General features: G+C 45.3%; 12 protein-coding genes. 6 read left to right on the forward strand and 6 right to left on the reverse strand.

The annotated features are described in order from the left end of the window. Window positions 1-201: 201 nt before the first annotated feature. The 5 genes from QZY95_RS01385 to QZY95_RS01405 form a co-directional block, all read right to left on the reverse strand. Window positions 202-1,008, reverse strand: coding sequence for a hypothetical protein (locus tag QZY95_RS01385; RefSeq protein ID WP_290918344.1), 807 nt, complete (start codon window positions 1,006-1,008; stop codon window positions 202-204). A gap of 160 nt (window positions 1,009-1,168) precedes the next feature. After that, on the reverse strand, window positions 1,169-1,432 hold the full coding sequence (locus tag QZY95_RS01390; RefSeq protein WP_290918346.1) for a DUF1653 domain-containing protein: 264 nt from the start codon (window positions 1,430-1,432) through the stop codon (window positions 1,169-1,171). 356 nt (window positions 1,433-1,788) lie between these two features. Next, window positions 1,789-2,454 (reverse strand): lactate utilization protein, encoded by a 666-nt coding sequence (locus QZY95_RS01395; RefSeq protein ID WP_290918349.1) that lies wholly within the window; start codon window positions 2,452-2,454, stop codon window positions 1,789-1,791. Beyond that, on the reverse strand, window positions 2,447-3,877 hold the full coding sequence (locus tag QZY95_RS01400; RefSeq protein WP_290918352.1) for a LutB/LldF family L-lactate oxidation iron-sulfur protein: 1,431 nt from the start codon (window positions 3,875-3,877) through the stop codon (window positions 2,447-2,449). The genes QZY95_RS01395 and QZY95_RS01400 overlap by 8 nt, the downstream gene beginning before the upstream one ends. Further along, entirely contained in the window at window positions 3,870-4,625 is a 756-nt protein-coding gene (locus tag QZY95_RS01405; RefSeq protein WP_290918356.1) for a (Fe-S)-binding protein, read from the reverse strand. Before QZY95_RS01405 ends, QZY95_RS01400 begins: the two co-directional genes overlap by 8 nt. 173 nt (window positions 4,626-4,798) lie before the next feature. Between QZY95_RS01405 and QZY95_RS01410 the strand changes: the two genes are divergently transcribed. The 6 genes from QZY95_RS01410 (at window position 4,799) to QZY95_RS01435 (ending at window position 12,605) form a co-directional block, all read left to right on the forward strand. Next, the gene (locus QZY95_RS01410) at window positions 4,799-5,419 is read left to right on the forward strand and encodes a MarC family protein (protein ID WP_290918359.1); all 621 of its coding nucleotides are present in this window, start codon (window positions 4,799-4,801) and stop codon (window positions 5,417-5,419) included. 151 nt (window positions 5,420-5,570) lie between these two features. Then, on the forward strand, window positions 5,571-6,428 hold the full coding sequence (locus tag QZY95_RS01415; protein ID WP_290918362.1) for an alpha/beta fold hydrolase: 858 nt from the start codon (window positions 5,571-5,573) through the stop codon (window positions 6,426-6,428). A gap of 337 nt (window positions 6,429-6,765) precedes the next feature. Then, complete coding sequence (locus QZY95_RS01420; RefSeq protein WP_290918365.1) at window positions 6,766-8,238, forward strand: GGDEF domain-containing protein; 1,473 nt, start codon at window positions 6,766-6,768, stop codon at window positions 8,236-8,238. An 82-nt stretch (window positions 8,239-8,320) separates the two neighbouring features. After that, window positions 8,321-9,007 carry a queuosine precursor transporter gene (locus QZY95_RS01425; protein WP_290918368.1) on the forward strand — a complete coding sequence of 229 codons (687 nt, stop codon included), beginning with the start codon at window positions 8,321-8,323 and terminating at the stop codon, window positions 9,005-9,007. Between the two features lie 176 nt (window positions 9,008-9,183). Further along, the gene (locus tag QZY95_RS01430; RefSeq protein ID WP_290918372.1) at window positions 9,184-9,804 is read left to right on the forward strand and encodes a pentapeptide repeat-containing protein; all 621 of its coding nucleotides are present in this window, start codon (window positions 9,184-9,186) and stop codon (window positions 9,802-9,804) included. 359 nt (window positions 9,805-10,163) lie between these two features. Continuing rightward, window positions 10,164-12,605: a methyl-accepting chemotaxis protein gene (locus QZY95_RS01435; RefSeq protein WP_290918374.1), complete on the forward strand. Its 2,442-nt coding sequence runs from the start codon at window positions 10,164-10,166 to the stop codon at window positions 12,603-12,605. A gap of 147 nt (window positions 12,606-12,752) precedes the next feature. Here the strand turns inward: QZY95_RS01435 and mgtE are convergent, their stop codons facing one another. Next, window positions 12,753-14,135: a magnesium transporter gene (gene mgtE, locus QZY95_RS01440; protein ID WP_290918379.1), complete on the reverse strand. Its 1,383-nt coding sequence runs from the start codon at window positions 14,133-14,135 to the stop codon at window positions 12,753-12,755. Window positions 14,136-14,177 lie beyond the last annotated feature (42 nt).

The raw sequence follows: 14,177 nt of genomic DNA on the forward strand, positions 1-14,177 counted from the left end.
TGTTGCACTGGGTATACTCTCCTTTGCGAACCTTGCTCCCAGCGATGGTTTATTCACTGTAAATGACCTCTTTCAGGGTTCCAGCGCTCTTCTGGGATCACTTGTAGCAACAATACAGGCTCGTAAGAAATACCGATGGCGATAAAAAAGCACAAAAAAAGCCCCCGTAATGCTACGGGGGCTTTTTTTGTCTGCGATGTTTTACAACAATTTATCTGCCTGAGAAGGCGGAAGAGACTTTGGTTCAACCACGGTACCGCCTTCAATGGCGTTTTCCGGATTGATGTCGATTGGCCTTTTACCGTCACCACTTGAGTCGGCAATAAGCATACGACCATCTGCTGTAATTGCTGTCTTCTGGTCAATAATCGCGATGCCTGTACGTTCCAATACTTCGCGTCTGAAGGCATATTCTTCAGCTACTCGGCGGGTACGGTACATAAAGTACATTTTACAGACATAGCTCACGATCCATGCTGCTACCAGACCTACACTGATCCAGATGGCGAGTTCCGCCGCAGCTTGACCAAGCTTAAGAACAAAATCGATAATAATATCCATATTATACAAAATCATCCCTACAAACAGGAATCCTGCAAGCAGGATAGTTGTAGGCATACCATTGATAAGATGGATCCAGTTCCGCATTTTTTCAGGAATATGCTCATTATCAACTTCAGACATCACTGGGTCACCGTTTATGAAACGGTTAAAGCCCATACCGATAACCTGAATGATGAACATAACTGCAATTGGAGCGAGCAAGACAGCTACAAGGTACGCTTTCCATGGGAAAAGGTATTCCATGTTTCCATCAGCTGTCGGATGCAGGTTAGTAACACCGTGAAGAATAGCAACAACTGTCACTACACATTCAACAATAATGATACCGAGTGCAATGTATGTAAGAAGAGACTTTTTTTCTTTTTCGTTGAGCACGGCCCCCAAACTGCCGGCCGCAAACGAGTGAGTGCTCTTTTTCTGGGTATCGTTTTCGGTTTCGCTCATTATCCTATCTTCCTCCTGCAGCAACAGAGTGCTGATTTCTATACAGTCAAGGACTTGCTACAGGACTGAACTGTTTTTTTCAAGCATGTAAAAAAGAAAAAAACGCTTATTTACAGTTCAACATCCTGATTTTTATAGGTGAAACGCTGGTTTTGTCTGGTTATTGAAAGCTCTGTACAGGATGCATTGCCAAATATTCCTGCACTTCGTTCGGCAACTGATCTTTCTCTACCGGTGTAAACCGCTTCACACGTGTTCCGTCTGCCAACTCTTTTTCCCCATAAAATTCCGCCGCCGGCCGCGTGAACCATGCAAAATCACTTGCGTAGAGCGTTCGATAAATAACAACTACTTCCTCTGTTGTCGTATCAAGCGCTTCTGTGACAGTCTGATAGAACTTTCCTTTAAAATGCTTGTAGAACATGTAGCCTCACTCCATTCGATATCTTCAAAAGTTCTAACATCACAATTTTATTGTGCATTTAACTGCAATCTGTCACAATTTTGACAAGAAAAAAAGAACACGGTTGATGTTCAAGGCTTTTATTTTTTCCTTCTCACACCAAACCGTGCTCTTAGAATACCCTTGCAGTCTACTTCTTGTAAAGTCTGCAAGTGAAACTTAACTGACCTACCTTTTCCCGGCGCAACCCCAGAGTTCACGGGACTTCCTAAGGATTCATCAAGACAACAGCAGACCACTGCTACGAAAAAAGCCAAACCCGTTACACGCTAACTGCCTGTGCGGATTTGGCTTTTACAACCAGAGATAAATGTTTTTTATTCTGTGATAAATACGACCAGATCTGTTGGACCATGCACACCGAACTGGAGAATGAGTTCAATATCTGCTGTCTTGGATGGCCCCGAAATAAGGAGCGCATTTGTCGGCATAGAGGTGTTCCACTTCAACTTCTTAATAGCATCCTGAAATGATGTGTAAATTTTATCTGCTTCCACCACAACAACATGCAAAGGAGGAACAATAGACATGAGACGAGGCTCTTCTTCTGTCGGCCAGAGAATAACTGCTGCGGACTCTGCTATGCCTCCGATACATCCCGTTACTGCTCCGTCACAGGCAAAAAGATCGTCCTTGAACTCTTCAATGGAATCTTTCCATGTCACAAGTTTACACGGACTTTTCTTTTTCCATTTTTCTGCCAGCACCTTACCTGTCGGTGTCGAAGGGGCATGCAACAGAGTTTTCTGTCCTCGTTCCTCAACAAGCTTTTGCAGCTCTGCTACCCATTCGGTGCCTTTTGTACGATACACTTCGGTACGAACAGCACCCATGCGTTCCATAAACTCGGTAATATTTTTCTCTTTAGGGCGATTACGGATCGTCCAAACCTTTTTCTGCGGGACATATGCATCGCGCCCGTATTGCTGCGCATTGTACAGGCGGCTCAAAATACGTTCTCTGCTTTCTGCACTGCTACTCATGGCGCACTCCCTCTTTCTTTACCAAATCTTTAAGGCTGTTCTTTCCGAAGGTCGGTTTGCTGCGTACACTCATCCATGATTTCAATGGACCGACAACTGGAATCCATTTGCCAAACAGAGCCAGGCCCTTCAACATTACCTTATTCATAAACGGTGAAGTCTGTGACCATTTCCAGCCGCGCCACACCATGCTTTCTACACAATTCTTTTTGTATCCATATCCTGCCACACTGTTTGGATCACCGTGTCCATAACTTTCGTCACGCATACGGCGAATAATTTCCGGAATAGGAATGCGAACAGGACAGGCCTCTGAACAGGCATCACAAAGAGAAGACGCAGTTGCAATTGCTCCCTTCGGGTTCAACCCTTCAAGCTGCGGAACAAGAATTTCACCGATTGGCCCGGGATACGTAGAACCATAAGCATGACCGCCGATTCTCGTGAAGACTGGACAGTGATTCAAACACGTACCGCACCGGATACATTTCAAAACATCACCAAGCTGCGGGTCATTCATAATTCTTGAACGTCCGTTATCCAGAAGAACCAAATGCACTTCTTTCGGACCATCACGTTCGTCTTTTTTCCTTGGGCCGGAGATCATATTAAAGTACGTGGTGATGCGCTGCCCTGTGGCGGAGCCGCATAGCAACCGATAGATAGCAGGAATGTCTTCCACATTCTCAATCAACTTTTCAATGCCCATAAGCGCTATATGCAACGGCGGCACAGTGGTGCACATACGTCCGTTCCCTTCGTTCTCCACAAGGCAGAGAGAGCCCGTCTCCACTATGCCGAAGTTTACGCCGGAAATACCGGCATCTGCTGTTTTAAAGTGTTCACGAAGGGTATTACGAACGTTTTCAAGCATGATATCAACATCTTCTGTGTATTCCATGCCCTCAACATGTTCTGCCAGCACCTCAGCAATCTGCTTTCTATTTTTATGTACGGCCGGAACAATAATGTGCGAAGGCGGTTCATTACACAGTTGAATAATAAATTCGCCGAAATCAGTCTCTACAACTTCTTTGTCATGCTCTTCCAAATACGCATTCAGATGAATTTCTTCTGACGCCATGGACTTACCCTTAACCACTTTCTTTGCTGACTTTTCATTCAGGATAGAAAGGATGATCTCATTGGCGTCTTTAGCGGTTTCTGCCCAATGCACGACAATACCATTTTTAATGCACTTCGCTTCAAATCGTTCCAAAAGATCCGGTAGGTTTGCCAGTACGTCTTTCTTCATTGAGCTGCCAACATCTCGCAGAAAATTGGTTTCTTCCGGTGATGCGAACACAGTACCACGCCGCTGGATAAGGGTATCTGTTGCGAAACGGAAGTTCGCCCGTAGCTGACTGTCCGCCAGTGCCTCTGCCACGCTTTGTGCAAAATTAAACTTCTCGTTGCTAGCCATTGATGCGCTCCCAGATAAATTCCGCGATGTGCTGCCCTTTTACATCGGTAATATTTTCTTTCTCCATGTGCCCTGTAATATTCATAAGGCATCCACAGTCACCACTCAGAACAACGGATGCTCCTGTGGAGACAACGTCTGCCACTTTATCGGAAACCATTGCTCCGGAGATCTCAGGCTGTTTAATGGAGAACGTACCGCCAAACCCGCAACATTCGCGTTCTCGTTCTAGTTCAATCAATTCGACATTGCTTAACTGAGACAGAAGTGCCTTGGAATCGGCTATACAGTTTGCTTCACGCATAGCATGGCAGGAGGAGTGCCATGTTGCTTTTATGGGCGCTCCCTTATCTTCATACACGGCATGCGCATGCTGGTGTAAAAATGTGGTCAACTCCACCACTCTTTCACTGAAACGTTTAACTGTGAAAAGATCGGGCGAATCTTTGAAGAGTTTCGGGTAGTGCACTTTCATCATTCCTGCGCAGGAACCGGACGGTACGACAATCGGGTAATCATGTTTTGCAAAAATCTGCACCTGCTTCCATGCAACCGCCTTGGCTTCATCTGGAAAACCGGAGTTATATGCAGGCTGTCCACAGCAACTTTGCTCCATGGGATACACTACCTCGTATCCCTCGCGTTCTATCAGCCGAATAGCCGCCATCGCAGAATCTGCATACATCATATCCGCAAGACAGGTTCCAAAGAAATATACCGGTGTTTTTGCCGCGCTGACTTTCTTCATGTTCCACCCTTTGTTTCAAGCGTAATCAACTGTAAACGCTATCATTTTTCTAGGTTAAAAAACGCTTGATTAGTTGCGCAAACAGGCATACAAGCGTCCTCACACTTTTTACGTTATTAGCATTTTTTAGACTATCACCCAGCAACGTTATTGTCTTTTATAGCAGGTACACCATGCCAACACCTACAATGCTTACGACCTTTACCGAAACCTACATCAACTTTTTCTTCATTCTGACCCCGTTTTTCGTGATCAGTATGTTCTTGGCACTCACCGTTGATATGCCTAAGGAAAAACAACGCATAACAGCTGTTCGCACAACATTCGCTGTTATCGTTGCAGCGTTTACGCTGTTCTACTTCGGCAATACGCTGTTTGCCATCTTCGGCATTACATTGGATGCATTCAGAATCGGTTCTGGAGCACTGCTTTTTCTCTCTGCCGTACACCTTATTCAGGGAACCAAAAAGCCGATTAAAAATCCGGACGACATCGATGAAGACAGCGACATCAGCGTAGTGCCTTTGGCTATTCCTGTTGTTATCGGCCCTGCCACTATCGGTACGCTTCTTATTACCGGTGCGCAGATTACTGATACATCCACCCGCATTGCCAGCAGCTTCGGGCTTCTTGCTGCTATTCTTTCCGTAGGCTTTCTGCTTTTTATTGCACCGCAGATTCAGCGCCTTATCGGAACAATCGGGCTTTCAATCATGAGTAAAATCAGTGGACTTATCCTGTCTGCTCTTTCTGCTCAGATCATGTTCACAGGCATCAAAAATTTTCTTTTCTAGCCAATCCCATACCACAATCTAACAAAAAAAAGCCAGAACTCAGGTTCTGGCTTTTTTCTTTGAAATTCTATCAAGCTGTCTTTCAATAAACTGTTCCAAGAATAACAAAATGCTTGACCGTTACAGGAGAAACTCAATATTGTAGTATGATATGAGCATCTTATTACTTTTTGCACTTCTCTTCTTTTTGTCATGTCTCTTTATCGCCATTACTACGTACCTGTTATACTGGTACGAGCATGAACCGCGTATTGAAACATTGTTTCCTTCACGCAGGGACGCACAAAAGGCAGTACGTCGGGGTATTTTTTCCGCGCTCTGCTCACAACTCTTCTGTTTCACCATTTACCTCAGCGGTACGATTCTGCAATATTGGCGAAAGAAAACGCCAAAGGCTCCCGCATGTGCAGATGCTCCTGTCATTCTGGTTCACGGGCTCTTTCATAACAGCACTGCGTGGGTCTTGTTCCGTCACTGGTTCAAGAAAACAGGCATCACAAACTGCGCCACCTTCTTTTATTCCAGCAGAAACGATTTTAATACCATCAGCCGCGAACTCGATACGTATCTGACGATGGTGCTGGATAAGTACCCTGACTCCAAACCTGTACTCATCGGACACAGCCTTGGCGGTCTGCTGCTGCGCAATTGGCTTGCCAGCTCTGAAAGAGCTACAGAAGTTTCCGGCCTGATAACTCTTGGTACTCCTATGCTCGGCAGTAAATTGGCAACTTTTTCCGCAACTGCTCTCGGACAGCAGCTTGCCTACAACGGAACATTGATCCAACAAATTGAGGCACGGGAGCACGAGAAAAAAATACCACCTGTGCCGTGCTTTGCTTTGTACTCTCCGGTAGACAACATGGTTCTTCCACAAGAAAGCGTTGCAACACCGCCCAAAGGTTGGACTCTTATCAAAACAACCCCTGTAAGCCACCTTGCCATGTTGAACAACAAAGCCATCGCCATACTGGTTTCAGGCATCATTACAAAACTTTTTTCAAAATAATTTTTCCCAACCCCCTCCTCTCTTCATAACCCCCTTTGCTTATTGTTTTATATTCCAGTTTGACCTTGTCTCTTTTTTTACTATAGTACAGATCAATTCTTCCCCGCTAATGGCGGGGACTTTTTGGGCTTGTGTTGTTGACTGCGCAACATTGTATTTGCGCACAGTTTCGCGAGTCATAATTTTGACCATTCACTTTCCCCTTCTCTTACTTTTTCTCACATCCCCTAGAGCACCAAGATTATGAACTTTTCGGCACGGTATTTGCTGAACTACTACATACGCCACTTTTATCATTTTGATCGGCAATTCTTGCCGCACTTTTTTGGAGGATACCGTGAACGGCCAAACTAAGAAGCTCATGTGGGGACTGGGCATCAATGACGACGATGCAGAGGTCATCCGCCGCGCGGCAGGTGATCGCTTTGCACTTAGTTGCTTTCCTGCCGGTGTCACTCCTTCGGTAGACCAGCTGGAAGCAGACGAGCCGTGTCTCCTTTGGATTTCAAAACAGGGGTGGGATTTCTTTCAGACTCTTCCATCACATGCCACTGCGCATATTGATGTATCATCACGCATTTTGATCATGGGGGGAGAATACGACCTTGCAGAGCTGGAATCTCTGCTTGAGTGCGGCTTCACCGAGATCATAAAACCTCCTATTACAGAACAACGCGCCCGTGAGGTGCTGCTTTCTGCGGTTGAAACGCAGAACCTGTATCAGGACATTATGCACATGACGCGTGAAATTTGTCTGGAACGAGAGATGCTTGAGCGCAAAAACGACATGCTCAGCTTTCTTGTCTCTTTCCTTGAAAAAGTCACACAGCACCTTAATCCTGCTGAAATTTTACATGCTGCGCAGACCGAGCTTCAAACGCTTCTGCCTGTTTCAGCCATTAATGCTATATGTTGGTCTCCGCAGGTTTCTAAAAACGTTCATGCCACTATTTATGTTGCGGGCAGTGAAAAAAATGATGTTGCCCGCGCATGGACAGAGATGCTTAAAGCCCATGCTCAACGTTTGTTAGGAGACGGTGTTGTCAGTACCGATATGGAGTACATGGGCAACGTCACGACAGATGTTTTGCCTTCACCTGATACGTTGCTGGCGATTGATCTTGAGCATGGCGGTGCAACGTTCGGTGTTGTACTTGTTCAGTGCCACAGACAGCCGCAGCTGGGTAAAGACCAGATTCAGGTTCTTCGCTCCGCAATCTCGCACCTTACGCTGGGACTGAACAATGCTATGCTGTACACAGCTGCACAGCACAATGCAGACATCGACGGCCTGACCCAACTGTACAACCGCAGACATTTTGATGCACGGCTGATTGAAGAAGACACAAGACATAGACGCTATGGTCACTCTTTGTGCCTGTTGATTGCAGATATCGACAACTTCAAACAGATTAACGACACCCACGGGCATCTTGCCGGTGATGCAGTATTGAAAGATTTAAGCAGAATTCTTGAAACGTCGTTAAGGACTTCTGACTACATAGCCAGATTCGGCGGTGAAGAATTTGCCGTGTTATTACCATGCACATCTGCCAGTCATGCTGTCATGCTCGCAGAACGCATTCGCAATAAAATAGAAGAACACAATTTTGCCACGGATAAGGGTATACTTAACGCGACAGCCAGCATTGGCGTAGCATGTATAGATCTGACCCGTGAGGAACCGCCGGTGGAAATCATCCGCCGAGCAGACGCAGCGCTCTATCGTGCTAAAGATGAAGGAAAAAATCAGGTTCATATGTTGTATCCTGAAAACGGACTTCTGGTTTCCGGAGGCTACACAGCTTGACCTCATAACGAATAGAGCCTATTTACGAGGCCGACAAATCGGGCTGTTTTCCCGGTTTTAATCGCTTCAAGGAGTATTCGTCGTGAACGAAGTATTATGGATTAGCTTTGCAATTACAGACCTCTGTATTGCGCTGATGCTCTACAGGTTCTTTGGCAGGATCGGCCTGTTTGCCGTTATTGTCTTCAACCTCCTCATTTGTAACCTTCAGGTTCTTAAAACTGTAGAACTCTTCGGGCTTACAACCACACTTGGTAACATTCTCTACGCCGGTGTCTTTTTAGCCACGGACATGCTGAGCGAATTCTACGGAAAACGCGAAGCACAAAAAGGTGTTCTGCTCGGCTTTGTGACACTTGTTCTTATGACAGGCTACATGCAGATTGCTCTGCACTTTACGCCTGCAGTGGACGACTTTGCCCAGCCGCATCTGGAAGCCATTTTTGGATTCCTTCCACGTGTTGCGGTTGCTTCTATGATGGCATACCTCGCATCTCAAATGCATGACGTATGGGCATTCCATTTCTGGAAAAAGAAAACTGACGGCAAAATGCTGTGGCTTAGAAACAACGCATCGACTCTTGTTTCCCAGCTTATCGATTCATCAATATTCTGCCTTATCGCCTTCTATGGCGTATTTCCAACAGCAGTTCTTATTGAGATTCTGGCTACCACAGTACTGTTTAAAGCCATCGTTTCTGTGCTGGACACACCGTTTATCTACTTAGCCAAACGTGTGCACGCCACACTTCCGGAACACGCTCACTAAGTGCTATTTATTCGGTTAACAAAAAACGCCTCAACATATGTTGAGGCGTTTTTTTATTGCTTCTCTGCATCACATTTATTGTCACTTACGCACGATGCACCCGCAAAAGAATAGACACCGGCAGAGTGTCATCTTATTGTATTCCTTTATATGTTGTATAATAAAGGTGGATCACCATGGCAGACTTTTTTGACCGTGAAGAGTACGAAGATGAAGAATTTACCGGCATGGATTTTTCTGATGAATCTATCCGTGACGTTTCTTTTTTTAACTGCATATTCGAACGCTGTACTTTTCAATACGCAGACCTGAGCCACAGTTCTTTTGACAACTGCACCTTTACACATTGCAATGTGTCCCTCACCAAGCTTGAGGGGACTCACGTCTTTGATGTCCGTTTTAAAGGGTGCAAGCTTATGGGCACCAACTGGAGCAGTGTCCGTGGACTTTTCAAGGCTGACTTCAACGATTGCATTCTAGATAATGCTGTCTTCTCAGACATCAATCTGCAATATTTTTCTTTCGCAGGCTGCTCATTCAACGGGGCTTCTTTTGTTGATTCCAACCTCGCTCATGCTGTTTTTGATGACTGTGACTTAAACGGTGCACTCTTTGACGGCTCCAACCTCACACTGGCTGATTTTTCTACAGCATACGGATACCGCATTGATGTATCCAAAAACACATCAAACAAGCCAAGTTCTCACTCCCTGAAGCTGTATCTCTTCTTCACAACTTTGATATTGAACTTGTGTAACGTTTCCCCCTTCTGTATTTCCCGCCCTAAAAAAGTTTGAATCTATAATAATGTCAAACTTCTAGGAATACTTTTTTGCCATTTTTGTAAGATACCCCACCTACAAGCAAAGCTAACTTCTTGAAAAACAAAGATTTTAATAAGCAGTGAATATTCATTAACTTTTCCCCTAAGTAAAACGAAATATTTGCCGAAACCCCACTAAGACATGCACCCCGATTTTTTGCGAAATTGGGTGCTTTAGTGTTTTTATTTATTAAAAACATAGAGGGCGGGGCAGCTTTTGTGCATGTAATTTTTTCATTGCCGTACACTGACTCGGAACGGTGTTCTGCATATCTACTATAATTATCACGCTCTCAATACATCGCTAACTTTGTAACTACTGAGAGAGAGAACATGCAGTTTTTAAAAAACTTACGTGTTACAGTAAAAATTTGGGGTGGGTTCTCACTTGTACTTGTCGCAATGGCTTTTTTATCAGCCGAATCCATTATCAACCTGCAAAGCAATAAAGAAGGGTTCTCCTCCTACAGAGAACTCGCCAGAGATACAAACCTTGCAGGAAGGATTCAAGCAAACGTTCTGCTTATGAACATTACTGCGAATGAGTACATCCGTAAAAATTCTCAGGAAGCGCTGACTCGATACAAAAATCGTGAAGAAAAATTGTTGCAATTTCTTGAAGAAGCGCAGCATGAAATTCAAGATCCAGATCGGGCGGCTCTGGTAGACGAAATTTCTCGCGACGCACAAGCACTTATTACAAGCTTTGCTGCGTATCAGACAAAAAACGCAGAAATTCGCCAAACAATCACTGAAGGACAGGATATTACGATTCAACTGGATCGTGCTCTTAACGACACCATCACTTTTTCTGGAAGAACAAACCCGCAATTTGTTCAAGCACTGTCGAACTGCGCGATTGTTTTTACACAAGCACGGCTTAAGATTTTAAGTGCGTTGAACAATACTCAGGAAGCACTCAATAAAAAAGATATCGACAACCTTATGCTGCGCACCAAAGAAGAACTGGTAATTGCTGAGAACTTTGCCATGACTTCCAATGAAAAAAGCGCATATCGCGGCTGTGTAGCACTGCTCAACAAATACACAGCAGTCGTTCAAGAACTTTATCTGGAAACAGCTGAACTTCGTAAACTGAACAACAATATCTTTTTACGAGGCGAAGAAGCCGCGGCCGATGCAGAAAAAGTAAAACTCTCCGTCATGGCTGATCAAAGCGGTCTTGGAACAGAGATGCTTAAACAGAACGATGCATCCTTTAACATGGTGCTCACCATCTCCGGCATTACACTGCTCGTCACTCTGCTTCTGTCATTCTTCACTTCCCGCTCTATCACAACCCCGCTCTACCGTATTCAAAATTTTGCGAATGCTCTTAGTCGTGGTAACCTTTCTGCTCAGCTTACCATTACCGAGGATAACGAAATCGGAGACATTGCCACCGCCCTTACCAAAATGGGGGACGCTGTTTCCAGCATGGAACAAGAACTCGACAGACTGGTAGCTTCCATTGCATCCGGTGACATCACTACTCGCAGTACGAACTGCGAATTGTCCGGTGATTTCCAGCGCGTGCTTGATAACGCGAACAGCATGGCTGACATGTTCACGCACTTTACGGATTCCTTACCGATTCCTGTAATCATTATGGATAACTCTTTCACGATTCTCTACGCAAACAAACGCGTACTTGAACGGACAGGAACCACCCTACAAGGAACTATGGGCAAAAGCTCTTCTGCTATCCTGACTACAGATGACTTCAGAACTTCCTCCTGCGCATGCACCAAAGCTCTTAAAACTAACACGCTGCAACAGGCATCTAGCATGCTTACCACTGTGGATAATAAAGTATTCGACGTGGATTACATTGCTGTTCCAATTGAACAGGATGGCGAAGTAGTCGGCCTCATGCAGGTTATTCTCGACCAGACTGAAGTTCGCAGTGCCCAACGCCGTATTCAAACGGCTGCTAAAGAAATTGAGACTATCTCTGATCGCCTCAAAGCAAACAGTAACAGCCTTGCTGAGCACTTTACTGAAGTGAAAAACGGCGTTGAAATTCAAAACCAGCGCACCGCTGAAAGTTCCACTGCGATGGAGCAGATGAATGTGTCTGTTTCTGAAGTTGCCATGAACGCAGCCAAAGCACACACCAACGCTCAGGAAGCAAAGCAGGAATCTGAAAATTGCTCTGCTGTTGTTTTCAATGCTGTTCAGTCCATTACTGAAGTCAGCGCAACCACAAAAGAGTTGCAGCAAAACACAACAGAGCTTGGTGAACAGGTTGAAGCGATCGGCTCCATTATGAGTGTTATCTCCGATATTGCTGATCAGACAAACTTACTGGCTCTGAACGCAGCAATTGAAGCTGCCCGCGCAGGCGATGCCGGACGAGGTTTTGCAGTCGTAGCCGACGAAGTCCGCAACCTTGCAGAAAAAACCATGCAGGCCACTGAACAGGTGACCAGAAGCGTAAGCACTATTCAGTCTGCGGCGCAACGTAACTTTGAAACTGTCAGCAACTCTGCAAAAACAGTTGAAAAAGCCAATGCCCTTGCAACAGAATCTGAAGAATCCTTACGCACCATCATGGGACTGATTGATCAGAACTCTACTCAGGTTGGTGAAATCGCTACTGCTTCCGAAGAGCAGTCAGCAGTTTCTGAACAGATCGCACGCTCCGTTGAAGAAGTTGCTGCAACTGTTGAAAAATCTGCTGAGGGAATTAACGTTTCTGCGCAGTCCATTTCAGAAATTGCAACCATGTCTAATGAGCTCCACAACCTTGTGGGCGAAATGACTGCTTCTTAACCATTAACAAAACATAAAGCCCGCTCTTTTGTTTTTACAGCCGAAGAGCGGGCTTTTTTAATACAATTTTCTCGATTCTTCGGGACTGACAAGAACAAAAAAAATCCCCTGACAGAAACTCTATCAGGGGATTTTTATAGACTGTAATTACAATAAGAACATCGTTGCCAAACCGAGGAAGATAAGGAATCCAAACCCGTCGGTCAGCGTTGTTAAGAAGATACTTGAGGCTTGCGCGGGGTCACGTCCAAGCTCTTTAAGAATAAGCGGTATCGAAGCACCTGCCAGCGCACCGAGCAGCATGTCCAACGCCAGCGCATAGGCCATAACTTGCGCCAGAACCAGGTTTTGCGTGAAAAGGAAAACCCCGAGCATAACCAGCAGACTGACAATCAAACCGGTCATAGCACCGACTTTTGCTTCGCGCAGCACAGCTTTCCAGCTTTTACCTCTGTCAAACCGCTCCACGGCTAACTGACGAATCATAACCGCAAGCGCCTGTTGTCCGGTGTTTCCTGCCTGGTTAGCTACAATCGGCATGAGAACAGCAAGAATTGCCATTTGAGCAATGGAGCCTTCAAAAAGAAAGACAACATACGCTGAAATGCTTGAGTTCATCATATTAATAAACAACCACGGCAGGCGAACCTTTACAGATTCAAGCCACGGGGTGTCGACAGTTTCGTCCTGACCCGCACCAACCATACCGAGCATATCTTCTGTGGCTTCCTCGTGAATAATATCGATGACGTCATCATATGTTACGACGCCGAGCAGTCGACCTTCATAATCCACAACAGGCATTGCCATAAAGTTGTAGCGGGACAAAAGATGCGCTACGTTCTCTTTATCTTCATCAAAGACCACAGAAATAAGACTTTGATCAGAAAGTATTTCTTCCAAAACTGTACCGGGACGGCACAGCAGCAGGTTACGTAAGGAAAGCACACCCACAAGACGTTCAGCGTCGTCAACCATGTAGGCGTAGTATGGAATCTCTTTGTCTTCCATCTCGCGGCGGATGTGCATAATAGCCTGATCAGCTGTCAGGCTCTGATTAAGAATGATGATCTCGGTGTTCATGATACCGCCTGCGGTATCCGGATCAAAAGCGAGAAGACTACGGATCTCTTCCGCATCGTCATCTTCTAATCGCTCAAGCAGAACATCCCTGTGCTCTTCATCCAGCTCATCAAGAACGTCCGTCGCATCATCGGGAGACATTTCAGAAAGAATTCGAACAGCGACATCAACATCAAGGTTCTCAATAATATCTGTCTGAGCGCGCTCTTCCATTTCTGCAAGTGTTTCCGCAGCATCTTCACTGGAAAGATGCTCCATCATGCAAACCTGCTTTTCGATGGAAAGATTTTCTATATGGTCAGCGGCGTCTGCCGGGTGGGCAAACTCGCCAGAGTACATAGTATTAACTTCTTCACGGCAGTTATCTTCTACTCTAACTACCTTGTTTTCTTCAGAAGTTGATTCTACTTCATCTTGTTCGTTATGCTGCTTTTTTGTACCAGTCATGCTCTACCACCTGAGACCCACGAGCGTGTGAAATTTATCATT

Origin of the sequence: Halodesulfovibrio sp., assembly GCF_015482765.1 — a bacterium.
Lineage (GTDB): Bacteria > Desulfobacterota > Desulfovibrionia > Desulfovibrionales > Desulfovibrionaceae > Halodesulfovibrio.

Coding starts and splice junctions, on each gene's coding strand:
- QZY95_RS01385 (WP_290918344.1), bottom strand. CDS start 1,008: ATGAGCGAAACCGAAAACGATACCCAGAAAAAGAGCACTCACTCGTTT.
- QZY95_RS01390 (WP_290918346.1), bottom strand. CDS start 1,432: ATGTTCTACAAGCATTTTAAAGGAAAGTTCTATCAGACTGTCACAGAA.
- QZY95_RS01395 (WP_290918349.1), bottom strand. CDS start 2,454: ATGAGTAGCAGTGCAGAAAGCAGAGAACGTATTTTGAGCCGCCTGTAC.
- QZY95_RS01400 (WP_290918352.1), bottom strand. CDS start 3,877: ATGGCTAGCAACGAGAAGTTTAATTTTGCACAAAGCGTGGCAGAGGCA.
- QZY95_RS01405 (WP_290918356.1), bottom strand. CDS start 4,625: ATGAAGAAAGTCAGCGCGGCAAAAACACCGGTATATTTCTTTGGAACC.
- QZY95_RS01410 (WP_290918359.1), top strand. CDS start 4,799: ATGCCAACACCTACAATGCTTACGACCTTTACCGAAACCTACATCAAC.
- QZY95_RS01415 (WP_290918362.1), top strand. CDS start 5,571: ATGAGCATCTTATTACTTTTTGCACTTCTCTTCTTTTTGTCATGTCTC.
- QZY95_RS01430 (WP_290918372.1), top strand. CDS start 9,184: ATGGCAGACTTTTTTGACCGTGAAGAGTACGAAGATGAAGAATTTACC.
- QZY95_RS01435 (WP_290918374.1), top strand. CDS start 10,164: ATGCAGTTTTTAAAAAACTTACGTGTTACAGTAAAAATTTGGGGTGGG.
- mgtE (WP_290918379.1), bottom strand. CDS start 14,135: ATGACTGGTACAAAAAAGCAGCATAACGAACAAGATGAAGTAGAATCA.